This is a genomic window from Collinsella sp. AF08-23 (genome assembly GCF_003479805.1).
GTDB lineage: Bacteria > Actinomycetota > Coriobacteriia > Coriobacteriales > Coriobacteriaceae > Collinsella.
In genome coordinates this window covers 101,162-117,524 of record NZ_QUHV01000002.1, presented here as the reverse complement: position 1 = coordinate 117,524, position 16,363 = coordinate 101,162, and the positions used below count along the sequence as shown (strand labels likewise).

The 16,363-nt window shown below is 62.2% G+C and carries 13 protein-coding genes; 3 read left to right on the top strand and 10 right to left on the bottom strand.

From position 1 onward, the window contains the following. Nucleotides 1-76: 76 nt before the first annotated feature. From DWV48_RS01820 to DWV48_RS01810, 3 genes are all read right to left on the bottom strand, one after another. Nucleotides 77-1,507: a histidine kinase gene (locus tag DWV48_RS01820; protein WP_118652858.1), complete on the bottom strand. Its 1,431-nt coding sequence runs from the start codon at nt 1,505-1,507 to the stop codon at nt 77-79. A gap of 212 nt (nt 1,508-1,719) precedes the next feature. After that, on the bottom strand, nt 1,720-2,997 hold the full coding sequence (locus DWV48_RS01815) for an amidohydrolase family protein (RefSeq protein WP_118652856.1): 1,278 nt from the start codon (nt 2,995-2,997) through the stop codon (nt 1,720-1,722). 162 nt (nt 2,998-3,159) lie between these two features. Continuing rightward, complete coding sequence (locus DWV48_RS01810; RefSeq protein ID WP_118652854.1) at nt 3,160-4,605, bottom strand: APC family permease; 1,446 nt, start codon at nt 4,603-4,605, stop codon at nt 3,160-3,162. A 622-nt stretch (nt 4,606-5,227) separates the two neighbouring features. Between DWV48_RS01810 and DWV48_RS01805 the strand changes: the two genes are divergently transcribed. Next, nucleotides 5,228-6,361, top strand: a complete 1,134-nt coding sequence (locus DWV48_RS01805) for a C39 family peptidase (protein WP_233546045.1) — start codon at nt 5,228-5,230, stop codon at nt 6,359-6,361. A gap of 447 nt (nt 6,362-6,808) precedes the next feature. Here the strand turns inward: DWV48_RS01805 and arcC are convergent, their stop codons facing one another. The 3 genes from arcC to DWV48_RS09335 all read right to left on the bottom strand — a co-directional run bounded on the left by arcC (nt 6,809) and on the right by DWV48_RS09335 (nt 8,609). Next, nucleotides 6,809-7,771 (bottom strand): carbamate kinase, encoded by a 963-nt coding sequence (gene arcC / locus DWV48_RS01800; RefSeq protein WP_118652852.1) that lies wholly within the window; start codon nt 7,769-7,771, stop codon nt 6,809-6,811. A 450-nt stretch (nt 7,772-8,221) separates the two neighbouring features. Then, nucleotides 8,222-8,338 carry an agmatine deiminase family protein gene (locus tag DWV48_RS01795; RefSeq protein ID WP_233546063.1) on the bottom strand — a complete coding sequence of 39 codons (117 nt, stop codon included), beginning with the start codon at nt 8,336-8,338 and terminating at the stop codon, nt 8,222-8,224. Then, nucleotides 8,304-8,609: a hypothetical protein gene (locus DWV48_RS09335; protein WP_233546043.1), complete on the bottom strand. Its 306-nt coding sequence runs from the start codon at nt 8,607-8,609 to the stop codon at nt 8,304-8,306. Before DWV48_RS09335 ends, DWV48_RS01795 begins: the two co-directional genes overlap by 35 nt. On the opposite strand from DWV48_RS09335, the gene DWV48_RS09330 reads away from it, so the two are divergent. Continuing rightward, complete coding sequence (locus DWV48_RS09330) at nt 8,608-8,745, top strand: helix-turn-helix transcriptional regulator (protein WP_233546042.1); 138 nt, start codon at nt 8,608-8,610, stop codon at nt 8,743-8,745. The genes DWV48_RS09335 and DWV48_RS09330 overlap by 2 nt on opposite strands. Nucleotides 8,746-9,294: 549 nt before the next feature. On the opposite strand, the gene nifJ is transcribed toward DWV48_RS09330, so the two are convergent. Next, entirely contained in the window at nt 9,295-12,837 is a 3,543-nt protein-coding gene (nifJ, locus tag DWV48_RS01785; RefSeq protein WP_118652848.1) for a pyruvate:ferredoxin (flavodoxin) oxidoreductase, read from the bottom strand. 703 nt (nt 12,838-13,540) lie between these two features. Between nifJ and DWV48_RS01780 the strand changes: the two genes are divergently transcribed. Next, nucleotides 13,541-14,605, top strand: coding sequence for a hypothetical protein (locus DWV48_RS01780; protein ID WP_118652846.1), 1,065 nt, complete (start codon nt 13,541-13,543; stop codon nt 14,603-14,605). A gap of 444 nt (nt 14,606-15,049) precedes the next feature. On the opposite strand, the gene recR is transcribed toward DWV48_RS01780, so the two are convergent. The 3 genes from recR to DWV48_RS01765 form a co-directional block, all read right to left on the bottom strand. Next, the gene (recR, locus tag DWV48_RS01775; RefSeq protein WP_118652844.1) at nt 15,050-15,646 is read right to left on the bottom strand and encodes a recombination mediator RecR; all 597 of its coding nucleotides are present in this window, start codon (nt 15,644-15,646) and stop codon (nt 15,050-15,052) included. Between the two features lie 140 nt (nt 15,647-15,786). Continuing rightward, the gene (locus DWV48_RS01770; protein WP_118652842.1) at nt 15,787-16,113 is read right to left on the bottom strand and encodes a YbaB/EbfC family nucleoid-associated protein; all 327 of its coding nucleotides are present in this window, start codon (nt 16,111-16,113) and stop codon (nt 15,787-15,789) included. Between the two features lie 9 nt (nt 16,114-16,122). Then, entirely contained in the window at nt 16,123-16,305 is a 183-nt protein-coding gene (locus tag DWV48_RS01765) for a hypothetical protein (protein ID WP_147352832.1), read from the bottom strand. Between the last annotated feature and the right edge of the window lie 58 nt (nt 16,306-16,363).

The following is a 16,363-nucleotide window of genomic DNA, read 5'->3' as shown; positions in this document are numbered from 1 at the left end:
CGGCCATAATCCAGTCCCAAACGAAAAGTCTACCGCAGCGCCAACAGCCCCGACGCCCCGGCGCAATTGCCCAAGGTCAGCGGGCGGAAGGTATTGTGCTCGCGTCCGGCTCATGAGGTTCGCCCACAAGCTCGACCATAATCCGCGTGCCCACGCCCTCCCGGGATTCCACGCGAATGCCCGATTCATCCCCGAAAAAGAAGTGGATACGCATGAGCACATTGGCGAGCGCCAAACCGCCGCCGCGCTTAAGCGACCCGTCTGCCGTCGTGGGTGCATCGCGAAGACGGGCACCGTCCTGGCCCTCCGCCTCGTTGGGCTGCGACCCCGATGCCCGCTTGGGGTCAAACAGGTGCGCGACCGTCTCCTCGCTCATGCCAATGCCGTCGTCCTCCACAACGATTTCGATGCCGTCATCCGTTTCGATGGACGAAAGCACGATGGATAGCGGTTCGATCTCGCGCATGGCGTGCTTGATGCAATTCTCCAACAGCGGCTGCAAGATGAACGGAGGCACACGGCTGTCCAGTGTCGCAGGGTCAAGCTCCACACGCAGCTTGAGGCGGTCGTCTCCGTAACGCGCCTGCATGAGGTTGATGTAACGCATGCCCTGCCCCAACTCGTTTTGCAGTGTCGTGAGGGCGTCGGAGTTCGAGAGCGTCTGACGGTAGTAGTTCGAGAAGTCGATGAGCAGCGAGCGGGCCTTCTCGGGCTCGGTGCGGACGAGCGACACGATGGTTCCGATGGTGTTGAACAGGAAGTGCGGGTCGACCTGAGACTGCAGGGCGCGGAGCTCCATGCGCGCGCTCACGTCCTGCTGGCGCTCGAGCTCGAAGCTCGCGAGCTGCGTGGAGATAAGCTCGGCGAACCCGGTGGCGAGCGCCGTCTGCCGTGCGTCGATGTCGCTGTAGCGCGGGTAATACAGCTCGATCGTGCCCATGCAGCGGTCGCGCACGATGAGCGGGGCGGTGATGCCCGCGTGCAGACGGGGAAAGAAGCGCGGCTCGCCCGGCTCGGGGGTCTCCCGCGCAAAGACCTCCATCTGCTTCCCCTCGAGCACACGCAGCGTGCTCGGCAGCACGACGGGCGTGCCCGACGGGCACCTGTCTGAATCCTCGCCCCAACTCGCCACGACGGCGGTGCCGTCCGTCACGCAGATCGCGGAGGCGAGCGTTTCGGGCAGGATGATCTGGCATGCGCCGAGCGTGGCCTCGGGCGTAAGGCCATGACGCGTGTAGGTGAAGATCTTGCTCGCGATGCCTAGCGTGCGGTCGGTCGCCGAGAGCGAGAAGTCGTCCGGCGCCACGAACACGTAGGCGAAGAAGAAACACAGCAGCACGAGGCCGGCGATGGTGATGACCGCGGGAACCGGGTTGGGATTGCTCACGAACTCGAGGCCGAGCAGACCGAGCAGCATCGGCACACAGAGCATGAGGCCACGCAGTGCCCAGGTCTGCGCAACACGGAAGAACTTCGTCTGGTTCTGCCGCTCGAACGGTCTCTGCATGCGTCTCCCTCTCGCCCGCACCATCCACAACACCTCACCATCTTACAAGAGCGGAAGTCCCGAAGCCGGGCGCGCCAACTCCCCCGCTCCACCCGACCCCGCAACGGGGTAAGCGCAGGGGCTCCCCGGTCCTTAGTCTTGCGCGATTTCTGAGCGCAGCGAAGCTGAGCGCAAGACTAAGGACCGGGGAGCCCCGATGGGAGTGACCCCCGTTACTCGGAATACTTATTGCCCTCGCCGAAGGTACCCGGATCGACAATCCAGCCGTCCTTCATGATGACGTCCATGTTGTCGACGTTGAGGGTGTGGATGTCGGCGGCGACGTCGCCGTTCACCACGAGCAGGTCGGCGCACTTGCCGGCCTCGAGGGAACCGGTCTCGTCCTCGATGTGGCACATCTTGGCGCCGTTGAGGGTGGCGCAGGTGATGGTCTCGACCGGGGTGAAGCCGATCTTGTCCACGAACTCGTACATCTCCTCGATGGAGCAGGTGCCGTAAGGAGTGACGAAGGAGAAGGAGTCGGAGCCGATGGTCATCACGACGCCGCGCTTCTTGGCCTCGCGCAGGCAGTCGTAGTTGCGCTGGAGCTCCTTCTCGACGAGGGTGCCCTCGTACTTGTCGTGCAGCTCGGGCACGTAGACCGGCGGATAGGTGGAGTACCAGGTGGGCAGGAAGGCGATCGTCGGGGTGAAGAAAGTGCCCTGCTCGGCCATGAGGTCCATGGTGCGCTCGTCGATGTCGAAGCCGTGGATCAGCTGCTCGCAGCCAAAGCGCACGGAGTCATACGCGGCGGCGTGGTTGTTGTAGCAGTGGCTCCACACCGGAATGCCGACCATCTTGGCCTCATCGATCACGGCCTTGATCTCCTCGGAGCAGTAGTGCTGGTCGCGACCGGAGTCCCAGCGCCAGATGCCGCCGCCGGTAGCCCAGATCTTGATGGCATCGGGGTTCTCGCGCAGGCGACGGCGAACGGCCTTGCGAAGGTCCCACGGACCGTCGACCTGGTCGCCCCAAGGATGGGACTCTTTGTTCTCGAGCTGGCTGCAGTGGTGGGAGTCGCCGTGGCCGGCGGTGCGGCAGAAACCGAGACCGGTGGCGAGGACGCGAGGACCCTTGAAGACGCCCTTCTCGATGCAGTCACGAACCTGGATGCCAAAGCGGCCGATCTCGCACACGGTGGTCAGGCCGTGGGTGAGACAGTCATAGGCCTGCTTGACGGCGACGGCCTGCTTCTCGAGCAGCGGCTGCATGACCCAGTCGGTGTCGTCGTCGGTGAGGTTGCCGGAGAAGTGCAGGTGGGTGTCGATGAGGCCGGGCATGACGGTCTTGCCGGCGGCGTCGATGACCTCGTAGCCCTCAGGGGTGTCCTGGTGGGCGCCAGCGTACTCGATCTTGCCGTTCTCGTCGACGAGAACCAGGGAGTTCTCGACCGGCTCGGCGCCGGTACCGTCGATGAGCTTGCCTCCGACGATTGCGTACTTCTTACCCATGATGTTCCTCCTTATTGGAACGATGGATTGGCTATTGGCCCCCGGCCGCGCGGGGTACGTGCACGGCCGGGTGATGCCACAAGAGAGGAGAGGTCGGGCGAATGCCCGGAGGAAAGCGGCGGGTGCGTCGTGTGGGGTCACCCGCCGCTTGCGGGTAGTTCGCTACTTAGCGCGGGCCTTGGTGACGAACATGAGGATGAAACCGACGACCAGCCAACCGATCACGATGGACCACTCGACCATGTCGAGCGATGCCGGGCTGAAGGGCAGGACCAGCAGGCCGATGATGATAGCGCCGGCGAGGATGGCCAGGAAGATACCGAACTTGCCGCCGGGGACCTTGTAGGGACGGGGCAGGTCGGGCTCGGTGTAGCGCATCTTCAGGCACGCGAGGGCGACCATGGTGCAGGAGAGGATGAACGCGAGGGCGGACACGTTGGTCAGCGGGATGAGCATGTTCTTGCCCAGGAACGGACCGACGATGGTGATGACGGCGAGGACCACGCAGGCGAGCTTCGGGGCACCGGACTTCTCATCGACCTCGGCGAACTGCTCGGGCAGCTGGCCCTTGCGGCCCATGGCGAGCATGATGCGGCTCGTGGCGCCGTAGAAGGAGTTCATCGGTCCCATGGGCCCGAGGGTGGCGATGACGAGCATGGCCACGTACAGGATCATGTTGATGTTCTTCAGGCAAGCGAGCGCGGGCACCGGCTGGGAGACGAACTCGTCCCAGGGAAGGATGGTGCCGAAGGAGTAGATGCAGACCATGTAGAAACCACCGGCGGCCAGGAGGGCCAGGGTGATGATCTTGCCGAACTTGTTCCAGTTCAGGCCCTCAGCGGCCTCCTCGGCCTGCTGGGGAATGGTGTCGAAGCCCGCGTAGAAGAACGGGGTCAGGACCAGGACCGAGACGATGCCCGCGAGCAGGTTCGTGGACTCGGTCGCGGCGACGCCGCCGCCGGCGCCGGACACCTGGGAGAAGACGGGCATGGCGTTGCTCGGGGAGCCGGTCACGATGGAGACGCCCATGGCGAGCAGCATGCCGCAGAGCAGGGCCTTGGTGAGGAAGGCCTGGAGCTTGGCCGCGGAGCTGGCACCGCGAAAGTTGAGGAAGACCACGTAGCCTGCGAAGGCGAGCGCGATCAGCGTCGGGAACAGGTACACGTCCGCACCGAGGATGGTGTAGAGCTTGACGGCGCGAAGCCACTCGAGGCCGGGCAGGCTGCCGAACATGTCGGACACGAGCGTGGAGATGGCGATCGCCTCCCACGGGCACAGGATGCCGTTGCCCAGGGCCAGGAACCAACCGGTGATGTAGGATGCCGTGCGACCGAAGGTGCGGTCGACGTACTCCACGATACCGCCGGAAACCGGGATGGCGGCGGTAAGCTCGCCAAACACCGCTCCAATGGGCACCAACGCGATAGCGCCCAAGAGGAATGCGATCATAGCGGGGACCGGGCCGCCGCCGACGACCATCCAGTCGCCGACCTGAAGGACCCAGCCGGTACCGATGATGGCGCCGAAGCCAATGGTGAAGAAGTTCCACAGCGACAGCGTCTTTTTCATGCCGCCCTGTTCGGCGGCAGGAGTGGTGGTGTCCGCCATAGCACGCCTCCTTTCTTTGTTATGGGCCTCTCCGTTCCGGACGGGCCCATCCCTCTGCGCGCGAGGTACACGCGCGCCTTTTCCACGCCTTGGAGGATATTGCCTGCCGTTGCGCGTTTTGCGTGCTTCTCGATTTGCGGAAGCAAGGCGCAGACGAGCGGCCGCGTTTTTGGGACGAGCGGTCGATGATGCAACGGCCAGCGACGGGAGGCGCAGCGGGTGCGCGGTGGGCGTGGCGCATCTGCGCGGGTTACAGGCACGACAGCCGACATCGGCGAGCGCGCGGGCCGCGGCAAGGCGCATCTCAGCAGCGAATCCCTCGTCCCTCCCCTACAGCCATGCGAACAACTCGCAATCCCCTTAATACGATGTGAGGAATCAACGGTTTGAAACGGTTAGTTTGTTTCAAACCGTTGATAAATCACATTACCAAGGCCATTTATGTGAGAAAACCGCGGTTTGAAACTGCCGCCAGATTTCAATTCGGAAATGACTCGCCTTATTAACCCCAGACAAGCGTCGGACAGGCGCATGTGCGCGGCCGGCGCATCCTGCCTGATTATCCACCCTGGAGCTGGTACCATGTGCAGTATTGCCGTGCATACCGTAAGGGGGTGCAGTTGTGGACCAGGGCCATCAAAATGATGCGTCTCGGCGATCCGTTCGCCTTGCCGGCCAGCGAGAAGTGCCGCTCGGCGTGAACGAGCGTCGACGTCAGGCAGACTCGAGTATCAGCGGTGCGCCCCAGCGAGAATATCTTGAGCAACCTCGCGCTGGCAGAACTCCTCGCTCGCAACGCGGCACATATCGCGCCGCGGGCCCTGGTGCCGCCCGCAACTCCAATCTCGGCGTCCCCCGCAGCTCCAGCTTCGGCTCCACCCGTAACCCCAACTTCGGCGCCGCCCGTGGCTCTGGGCTCAGCGGGAAACGCGGCCGCTCGCATGCCTACGTTGACGGAAGCCGCAGATGGTCCGCCTTCAAATCATCACGCGTCACGCATCCCCATCTGCGCTCGAATCGCATCTTCGCCCGCGCAACCTGGATCGATCGCCTTCTGCAGCCGCGCGTAATCGTGGCGGTTCTCGCGCTCGTGCTTGTTGGCGGCAGAGGGCTGGCCATCTACTCGTCCGCACAGCAGCGCGCAGCGGAAGAAGCCGCGCAAGCAGAGGCAGCCGCCGAGAAAAAACGGCTCGCCAACCAAGCGGTCAACCCCAACAAGTTAGGCGTCGGCGCCTATGCCGTCTCCACTCCCCGCTCGGAATGGACGCAGGGCACCATGCCGCACCTGTACCAAACTGATCCCGCTTGGGCAAACAAGTCTTACGCTGGTGGAACGGTGCGCGCCAACGCATGCGGCCCCACATCTCTGACCATGGTCTACATCTACCTAACCGGACGAACTGACCTCGATCCCGGCGCCATGGCGGCGTTTGCCGACGAGAACAATTTCGCCCCAACCGGCGCCACGGAGTGGTCCTTCATGACTGAAGGTGCCTCGATGCTCGGCATCAACTCGGCATACATCAACCCCTCGCGCCGGGACATCACCAACGCCTTGGCAAACGGGCGTCCCGTCATCTGCAGCGTCAGTCCGGGCGACTTCACCACCGTGGGTCACTACATCGTGCTGCGCAGCATCGACGACCGCGGCATGGTCGAGGTCTTCGACCCCAACAGCCCCTACAACTCCGCACGACGTTGGGGCATCCAGGAGATCCTCAACCAAACCCAAGCGTGCTGGTCATTTTGGGTGTAATCCCCCCCACCCTCTCGTTGCGTCATCCAGTCAGCACCCTTCCACAAACATACAAGTGCCTATGGCCGCACGAGATTGACTATGTCTCTCACGAGATTGCCTATGGCAATCTGCCGGTTCAGAGGCCCAAGCGGCTGACAACCATAGGCAATTTCAGGGTAGTCATAGGCAATTTCAAGGCGCCCACAGCCAATGTGTGGCGACACGTGCAAAGGACGCCCCGGGGCAGTTTTCCGGGACGTCCAAAGGAGAGGAAGGCTATGTAGGAGGCCGACCCGGCATCCGTCGTCGTGTTAGGCGGACGCAAGCGGTTTGACCAGCAGGGAGACAAGCCAGGGAATGCCGCGCCCGAGGCTTGGCGCTCGAGCGCGGCGAGCGAAAACGCAAAGCGATAGCTCATCGGAATTCCAGATGCCGGACATCGTCCGACACGCTGAATACCGATATCTAGCCCGTGATGCGCGTGCCGGAGAGACCGGCCATGGTCTCGGCGGCCTTGTCGAGGGCACCGATGATGCAGGTGCGGCCCTTGCGGGAGCGCGCGAACTTGATGGCGGCGCGGACCTTGGGCTCCATGGAGCCCTTGCCGAACTGACCCTCATCGGCCAGGCGCTCGGCCTCGTCGGCGGTGAGCTCCTCGAGCTCCTCCTGGTTGGGCTTGCCAAAGTTGATGGCGACGTGCTCGACGGCGGTCAGCAGGAACAGAACGTCGGCGGAGCAGTCCTCGGCGAGGAGCTCGCCGCCCATGTCCTTGTCGATGACGGCGGCAACGCCCTTGTAGCAGCCCTTGTTGTTGTAGTCGCGGACGACGGGAATGCCGCCGCCACCGCAGGCGATGACGATGAACTCGTTGTCGAGGAGGTTGAGGATGGAGTCGGCCTCGACGATCTTCTTGGGCTCCGGGGAAGCCACAACGCGACGCCAGCCGCGGCCGGAGTCCTCAACGAACGTCATGTCCGGATTCTCCGCCATGATCTCCTTGGCCTGCTCCTCGGTGTAGAAGGGGCCGATCGGCTTGGTCGGGTTGACGAACGCGGGATCGTCGGGATCGCACTCGATCTGGGTGACGACGGTGGCGGCGTGCCAACGCTTATAGCGCTTGTGCATCTCGCGGCCGATGCCCTGCTGCAGGTGGTAGCCGATGTAGCCCTGAGACATGGCGCCGCACTCGGGCAGGTCCATGGAGGGGGTGCCGATGGCGTCGTGCGCGGCGGCGAAGGCGTTCTGGATCATGCCAACCTGCGGGCCGTTGCCGTGGGTGATGATGATCTCATTGCCCTGCTCGATGAGGCCCAAAAGGGCGTGGGCGGCGTGGTTGACCTTCTCGATCTGCTCGGCGGGAGTGTCGCCAAGGGCGTTGCCACCAAGAGCCACGACAATGCGGTCGGGCTTGCCGTAAGGCTTGGACATAACTGCCTCTTTTCTAACGTAGGGCGCCGGTTCTAATATTCACCAGCAGGCTTACTTTATGCAATATACCCTCAATGTGCCACTGAAAGGACCTTTGTTTTTAGTTGTCTTGGTGAACGGACGATTATTGGCGATAAGCGTTAATAACGAGCTTATAGGCATAATCTCATCACATTGACCAAATGTCAGGCCCTTGCGCCTCTTGTATATCAATCCTGCAGATTTAGCTTGTCTATGCATTTCTATACAAGAATGAACAAGAATATGCGCACCTGTTATCACAGTGGAGTAAACGGGGCACCCGCGCACGAGATTGGGCGCCCCCGCAAGAGATGCGGCCGCCCGGCTTGGAGACGGGGCCGGGCGGCCTTCGGGAGATGACGAAGGGAAGCACATGGTGAACGGGGCGCTTCCGCTCCGCGGAAAAGCGTGATCAGGCGGAGCGGCCCATTACGCAGAGGGCTCCTGCTGTGTGATGCAGTGGATGTTGCCGCCACCGTAGACGACCTGCTCGGACTGGACGCCGACGCACTTATAGACGCCCTCGCCCCAAACCTCGTCGTAGATCTATGAGCTCGATGCAGGGGACGGCGATGGCGATCTTCATCATCGCACCCTTGAAGGGCAGGGTCCATTCCTCGATCTTCTTACCCTCGGGCAGGTTCTCGAGCATGGTCATGAGGCCGACGACGTCCTTGTGGCGGTCCACGCGGGCCATCATGATGTCGAGCAGCGAGCCCATGGCACGTGCGGCGTCGCCCAAGGACTCATGGCCACCGAGCTGGATGGAGCACGGGCTGTCCGAGCGGGAGGCCGAGGTCCTGAGCCTCGTCGTCATGAAGAAGACCAACCAGGAGATCGCCGACGAGCTCGTGCTCGCCGTGGGGACCATCAAGTCCCACGTGCACAACCTCGTCAAGAAGACCGGCACCAAAAACCGCGAGGACCTCATCGTCGACTTCTGGCAGAGCTAAGGTGTGAAACTAGATACCCACCACAACCAGCAGGTTTACGCTTTTACATCACGTTTTTGTCGTTTTTTCTTGCGTTTTCCATCTCGATTATGGTCGAATTACTACGCTTTTCCATCAGGCACCTCGCCATGCGCAGCATCCTGTTCGACACGCGTTTGGGCATTTCAAGTTATGGCCCGCCTCCACTCGGCTGCCTCGAGAGTTAACTCTCGAGGCGGCAATCCGGACAAAACGACAAAAACCCGCCGCGAGAGTTAACTCTCGCGGAACTCGCCTTTTCCGTGGCAACGCCGAGACTTCATTTCTCGTGACTTGCGCTTCGCTGCAAGTACTTCATACCAAGCGCCTCATGCCAAGCACCCCCGCACCATGCACTTCGCACCTCAGATTAGCACCCGTCCCTTTCTCGAGGTGATGACTTGTATCGCGCATTTCCATCACGCTGGGAACTGTGTTTTCCGACGCCCATGCAAACGCCCCCGCCGGAAATGAATCCGACGGGGGCGCATCAGGCGCTATGCGCTGCGGCTTACAGCCCGTTTTAGGCGACTACTCGTTGTAGAGCGTCTTGAGCTTGACCAGATGCTGGTAGCGATCCATGGCAGCGGCCTCGTTCTCGGCAAACAGCTCCTCGGCACGCTCCGGGAAGGAACGCGTCAGGCTGGCGTAGCGCGCCTCGTTCATGAGGAAGTCGCGATAACCGCCAGCCGGCTCCTTGGAGTCGAGGGCGAACTTCTTGCCCTCGGGGGCAGCCGGGTTGTAGCGGAAGAGGTTCCAGTAACCGCAATCCACGGCCTTCTTCATCTCGGCCTGGCAGTTCTGCATGCCGCCCTTCTTGATGGAGTGCATCTCGCAGGGGCTGTAGCCGATGATGATGGACGGGCCGTCGTAGGCCTCGGCCTCGTGGATGGCCTTGAGGGTCTGGGCCGGGTTGGCGCCCATGGCGACCTGCGCCACGTACACGTAGCCGTAGCTCATCGCGATCTCGGCGAGGCTCTTCTTCTTGATGTTCTTGCCCGCGGCGGCGAACTGGGCGACCTGGCCCAGGTTAGAGGCCTTGGAGGCTTGGCCGCCGGTGTTGGAGTACACCTCGGTGTCGAACACGAAGACGTTGACGTTGTTGCCAGAGGCGAGGACATGATCCAGGCCGCCGAAGCCGATGTCGTAGGCCCAGCCGTCGCCGCCGAAGATCCAGAAGGACTTCTTGGTGAGGTACGCCTTGTCGGCCAGGATCTCCTTGGCCTTGTCGCAATCGGACTTCTCGCACTCGGCGATCAGCGCGGCAGCGGTGGTCTTGGAGCCCTCAACATCGTTGCGAGCGTCCATCCAAGCCTGGGCGGCGGCCTTCAGCTCATCGGAAGCCTTGTCGCAGCCGAACATCTCCTCGCACGCGGCGACGAGCTTGCCCTGGACGGCCTTGTAGCCGAGCTCGAGACCGAGACCATGCTCGGCGTTGTCCTCGAACAGGGAGTTGTTCCAAGCCGGGCCGTGACCGTTCGCATCGGTGCAGAACGGGGAGGTCGCGGCGGGGTTGCCCCAAATGGAGGAGCAGCCGGTGGCGTTGGAGATGAACATGCGGTCGCCGCAGACCTGGGTCACCAGGCGGGCGTACGCGGTCTCGGCGCAGCCGGCGCAGGAGCCGGAGAACTCAAGCAGGGGCTGCTTGAACTGGCTGGACTTGACGTTGTTGCCCACGAGCTCGGGCTTCTCGGCGACGTTGGCCACGCAGTAGTCGAAGGTCTTCTGCTCGACGAGCTCGCCCTCGGCGGGAACCATGGTGAGCGCGTCCTTGGGGCAGACCTTGGCGCAGTTGGTGCAGCCCATGCAGTCGAGCGGGCTGACGGCGATGGCGAACTTGTAACCGGTGTCCTTGGGGATCTTCACATCCAGCATGCGCATGGTCTCGGGGGCCTCGGCGACCTCGTCCGCGTTGAGCGCGAACGGACGGATGGTGGCATGCGGACACACGTAGGCGCACTGGTTGCACTGGATGCACTTGGTCTCGTCCCAATGCGGGACCATAACGGCGACGCCGCGCTTCTCGTATGCGGAGGCGCCCAGCTCGAACTGGCCGTCGGCGCAATCCTTGAAGGCGGAGACGGTCAGGGAGTCGCCGTCCATGCGGGCGATGGGCTCCATGAGCTCCTTGACCTGCTTGGCGATTGCCGTCTTCTCGGCATCGGTGAGGACCTCGGCAGGAGCCTCGTCGGTGGCGTCGGCCCAGTCGGCGGGAACATCGAACTTCACGAACGCGGTCGCGCCGGCGTCGATGGCCTTGTGGTTGGCGTCGACGATAGCCTGGCCCTTCTTAGCGTAGGACTTGGTGGCGGCGTCCTTCATGTACTGGAGCGCCTCCTCCTGCGGCAGAACGCCGGCCAGCGCGAAGAACGCGGACTGAAGCACGGTGTTGGTGCGCTTGCCCATGCCCACCTTGGCGGCCAGGTCGATCGCGTCGATCAGGTAGACGTTGATGTTGTTCTTGGCGATGTAGCGCTTGGCATTCGCCGGCATATGGGAGGCGAACTCCTCGGGCGTCCACTGGCAGTTGACCAGGAAGGTGCCGCCGGGCTTGACGTCGCGGACCATCTTGAAGCCCTTGATGATGTAGCTCGGGTTGTGGCAAGCCACAAAGTCGGCCTTGGTCACGTAGTACGGGGAACGGATCGGGGAATCGCCAAAACGCAGGTGCGAAATGGTGACGCCACCGGTCTTCTTGGAGTCGTACTGGAAGTAGGCCTGGACGTACTTGTCCGTGTGGTCGCCGATGATCTTGATCGAGTTCTTGTTGGCGCCAACGGTGCCGTCGCCGCCAAGGCCCCAGAACTTGCACTCGATGGTGCCCTCAGCCGCCGTGTTGGGGGCATCCGGGTCCATGGGCAGAGACAGGTGGGTAAGATCATCCTCGATGCCGATGGTGAACTCGCGCTTGGGCGTATCGGACTTGAGGTCCTCGAACACGGCGAAGGCAGCCGCCGGCGGCTCGTCCTTGGAACCGAGGCCGTAACGGCCGCCGGTCACCACGAGGTCGGAGCGGCCCGCCTCGTACAGCGCGGAGACGACGTCCTGGTAGAGCGGCTCGCCAATGGAGCCGGGTTCCTTGGTGCGGTCGAGCACGGCGATCTTCTTGACGGTCGCGGGCAGCGCTGCCACGAAGTCCTCAACGGACCACGGACGGTACAGGCGGACCTTGACCAGGCCGACCTTCTCACCGTGGGCGTTCAGGTAATCGATGACTTCCTCGAGGGTGTCGCAGAAGGAACCCATGCAGACGACCACGCGGTCGGCGTCGTCGGCGCCGTAGTAGTCGAACAGATGGTAGCTGGTACCGAGCTTGGCGTTCACCTTGTCCATGTAGGACTGGACGATGGCCGGCAGCGCGTTGTAGGTGCCGTTGCAGGCCTCGCGGTGCTGGAAGAAGATATCGCCATTCTCATGGGAGCCGCGAGCGGTGGGGTGCTCGGGGTTGAGGGCATGGTCGCGGAAGGCCTGGACGGCCTCCATGTCGCACATGTCCTTGAGGTCCTCGTAATCCCACACGGCGACCTTCTGGATCTCATGCGAGGTGCGGAAGCCATCGAAGAAGTTGAGGAACGGCGTCTTGCCGGTGAGAGCGGCAAGGTGGGCGACGGGCGAAAGGTCCATGACCTCCTGGACGTTGCCCTCGGCGAGCATGGCAAAGCCGGTTTGGCGGCAGGCCATGACGTCGGAGTGATCGCCAAAGATGTTGAGCGCGTGGGTGGCGACGGTACGGGCCGAAACGTGGAAGACGCTCGGCAGGCCCTCACCCGCGATCTTGTACATGTTCGGGATCATGAGCAGGAGACCCTGGGACGCCGTATAGGTGGTGGTGAGGGCACCAGCGCCCAGAGAGCCATGGACGGCGCCGGCAGCGCCAGCCTCAGACTCCATCTCAACCACGTTCACGGGCGTACCGAAGATGTTCTTCATGCCCTGAGCCGCCCACTGGTCGACATGGTCGGCCATGGGGCTGGACGGCGTGATCGGGTAAATACCCGCCACTTCGGTGTACGCGTACGAAACGTACGCGGCGGCCTCGTTGCCGTCCATAGACTTGAACTTACGATCTGCCATATACCCCTCTCCTCTCGACTAGGTATATAAGGCGCCGGGAGTCACTGCGGCTCCCGGTATGCTCGCATGGCGGACGGAACCGAGCAGCTGCCTCGGAAGATCGCACCATGCACTCGCGCGGCATGACATATCGCCACGCGGGATGCGCATGTAGAACCATTGTACCCCCGATTATGAGTCCTAAAAGCACAATCTAGTTGAGTCGGCGAACGTATGTTTTCGCAGGTAGATATACTGGACTACGCAGCATCTCATCAATGATGAACCTCGTGCCATCGACACCGGCTTGCTCAATGTGCCGCCCTCGCGGTCGTACTCCACCATCATCGTCCGCCGCGTTCTGTTGCCGGCATGTGCCGCCACCCTACCTCGACGGCACCTCCGCACGCCCTTGCGCACTTCGGCCCAAAGGCCAGCGTTACCGCGCGAACGGCCACGCCCCACAATCATCCCCAAGCACTGCCGCCGCTCCGGACAGCGTGCTCCCTGATCTGTCCGGGCTCGCACTCGCGCATCTTTCGGCGATTAATGCCGACGACTAATTCCGGTGATTCACCTAAGTACGTTCAATTTGGCCAATGCCTCGAGAACAGAAGCAGATAATTTGTCAAAACCCCAGATAGAGAGCTCATTAATTCTGGGTATATCCGACCCAACCACATTATTGAACGTACTTGAATGCAAGCTGGAAGGGAACCGACTGATGGACCAGATATTGAGCGGGCCAACCGCCTTTGCGCTGCATCGCATTCCGCCGCAATACCGCGCCCTGCTGCCCAGCGTCCCCTTCATTGGCGCACCTGCATGCTGGCGCACCGTCCTCAAAGAATCCTTGTTCCGGACTTTAATCCAGCCACCGCTCTACTGCCTACGTCAAGCACGATCCGCCTGTTCCGGCGCAAAGAACCTCAAAGACCAGCTCTGGCTTGGCGATCTCCCCTTTGGGGCAATCGAGAACTACGGCTCTGACCTCCAAGTCACCTCGCCCCTCATGACCCTTCTGACACTCGCCCGCATTCCGCATGTTTCCGATGTGCGTCTCCTCATGGCAATGTATGAGCTGTGCGGTACGTTTTCGCTTTTCGCACCCACCGAGGAGTTGTGCGCCGCACTCGAAACGGCACGCTCGGCGGGCGCACGTTTCTTCGAAGAATGGCGGCCCGTTAAGAAAGCCGACGGCAGGCCAAGCGGACTCTGGAGCCGCAGGCCTCTTGTTGCAATCGAGGAGCTCTCCTCCTTTGCCAACGAAGTGCGCACGTATCGTTGCGGAGCGCGCTTCGCTCGCTGCGCCAAGCTGGTCACCGGAATATGCGCGTCTCCCTTTGAGGTGCAAGCCACTATGTTACTTTCGCTGCCGCCAAAACTCGGAGGCCAAGGGTTCAAGGGGCTCGAGAACAACAAGGAAATTAAGCTCACTAGCGACGCACGTCTCCTCTCGGGACGAGTCCGCTGCTGTTACGGAGACCTCTTTTTCGAAAACACCACCTCGGGGCGTCCGCTGGATATTGAGTGTCAAAGTGGTCTGGTCCATGACCGATACGAGTCCTTCATCTCGGATTCGGACAGAATGGCCGCATTGCAAACCATGGGGATCGAAGTCCTGCCCCTTACCTATGACCAGCTTTTCAATCCAGAGAAGTACCACGCCGTCTGCGCCCATATTGCCCATTTGCTGGGCACCAAGCCCCCGGTTCTGGATGCCCGCATGCACCAGATGGAAACCAACCTGCGATACCGCCTATTCACCAGCTGGAATACGCCCTTTTAGCATGGCCGCGCCAAGCATCGATCGGGGCGGGCATGGCCAGGTGCCTGCACGAAAAACTGCACCCGTCAAGCAGACCCTGCACGTGAAATCTCGAGGACTTTCGTATCGCTTGCTGCTAAGTACGTTCAATTTGGCTGTCACCGGAACTCGGCCCGTTTAAGGCGACACCTCTACCTGCGCTTTTGATAGGCCGCATTCATTCCGTACTCAGGGTAAGCCAAAAATTGAACGTACTTGGAACATCGAAGCGCCGCAAAGCCGCCCGGCACCGCAGATCGACACCGTATCCACGCCAAAGCGCGGGCGCACGTATAGCGGGTTTTTGGATGGATGCCCGCAGATTGGACTTCCAGAAAGTCGTCTTGGCGTGTGCGGCGTGCGCATCCGGACATTTTGTGCCTCCCAATGCCCGACTCCCTGCACGCGACAACGATTAGCCCACTTCTACAACGCCCGGCGGGCCTCGATAGCGCGGCCCAAGGTGAGCTCGTCAGCGTACTCGAGGTCGCCGCCCACGGGCAAGCCGCTGGCCAGGCGCGTGACGGTGGTCCCCAGTGGCTTGATGGTGCGCGCGAGGTAGCTCGCTGTGGTCTCGCCCTCGATGTTGGGGTTCGTGGCGATGATGACCTCTTCGATGTCCTCACTCCCCAGGCGAGCGAGGAGCTCGCGCACATGCAGCTGCTCGGGGCCGATCTTGTCCATGGGGCTAATCACGCCGCCGAGCACGTGGTAGAGGCCGCGGTAGCTTCCCGTCCGCTCGATGGCGGTCACGTCGCGGGGCTCGCCCACCACGCAGATCCGGTCGCGCTCACGGGACATGTCCTCGCAGATGGCGCACTCGTCGTCGGTAGCGTAATTGAAGCACCGACTGCAAAAATGCACTTCGTTCTTGACCATGAGGATGGCATCGGCCAGGCGGCGCGCCTCCTCGACGTCGGCTTCGAGCAGATGGTAGGCGATGCGCTGGGCACTTTTGGGGCCAATACCCGGCAGGCGTCCCAGCTCGTCGAGGAGTATTTGAAGGCTACGATCGGCACTCATGCTTCAATCCAAAATCGTTCCACAGCGGCGTGCGTCCGGAGCGCGCATCTTGGGGACGGACTCCAATTTGCACAAAGAGGGCCGTGTGCATTTTGGGGACGGACTCCAAAATGCACACTCTGCCTCAAGTTCAACAGATGCTAAAAAGGCATGCCGGGCATGCCTGTGCCCATGCCGCCGGTGGCGGCGCTCATACGCTTGTTGGCGATCTCGGCCACGCCGCGGTAGGCCTCGTTCACGGCCGCCACGATCATGTCCTGGAGCATGTCAACGTCCTCGGGATCGAGCGCGTCGGGGTCGATGGTGACGGACTGAAGCTGCATGTTGCCGTCCACGGTCACCTTGACCATGCCGCCGCCGGCACTGGCGTCAACGGTGACCTCGTTCATGCTCTCCTGGGCCTCGGCGAGCTTCTTCTGCATCTGCTGGGCCTGCTTCATGAGCTGCTGCATGTTGATTCCGGCCATGGGTTCTCCTTACTCAAGCCTCCTGCGATTCCCGCAGGCGAATAGTCCAAGGGCATGGTACCACGGGGGACCGCAGCCGCCGCGGGAGGCGGCCGTAGGCGCGGCCACAAACGCGGTCACGGTCTCTGCCGCGATCACGCCTGCGGCCACAGCTGCGGTCTCGGCCTCTACCCCAGTCTCGGTCTCGACCACGGCTGCGCTCTCGAGGGTAACTTCGTCGATTTTTCCTAATGAAAGCAGGAGATTTTTC

Coding starts and splice junctions, on each gene's coding strand:
- DWV48_RS01820 (WP_118652858.1), bottom strand. CDS start 1,507: ATGCAGAGACCGTTCGAGCGGCAGAACCAGACGAAGTTCTTCCGTGTT.
- DWV48_RS01815 (WP_118652856.1), bottom strand. CDS start 2,997: ATGGGTAAGAAGTACGCAATCGTCGGAGGCAAGCTCATCGACGGTACC.
- DWV48_RS01810 (WP_118652854.1), bottom strand. CDS start 4,605: ATGGCGGACACCACCACTCCTGCCGCCGAACAGGGCGGCATGAAAAAG.
- arcC (WP_118652852.1), bottom strand. CDS start 7,771: ATGTCCAAGCCTTACGGCAAGCCCGACCGCATTGTCGTGGCTCTTGGT.
- DWV48_RS09330 (WP_233546042.1), top strand. CDS start 8,608: ATGAAGAAGACCAACCAGGAGATCGCCGACGAGCTCGTGCTCGCCGTG.
- DWV48_RS09335 (WP_233546043.1), bottom strand. CDS start 8,609: ATGACGACGAGGCTCAGGACCTCGGCCTCCCGCTCGGACAGCCCGTGC.
- nifJ (WP_118652848.1), bottom strand. CDS start 12,837: ATGGCAGATCGTAAGTTCAAGTCTATGGACGGCAACGAGGCCGCCGCG.
- DWV48_RS01780 (WP_118652846.1), top strand. CDS start 13,541: ATGGACCAGATATTGAGCGGGCCAACCGCCTTTGCGCTGCATCGCATT.
- recR (WP_118652844.1), bottom strand. CDS start 15,646: ATGAGTGCCGATCGTAGCCTTCAAATACTCCTCGACGAGCTGGGACGC.
- DWV48_RS01770 (WP_118652842.1), bottom strand. CDS start 16,113: ATGGCCGGAATCAACATGCAGCAGCTCATGAAGCAGGCCCAGCAGATG.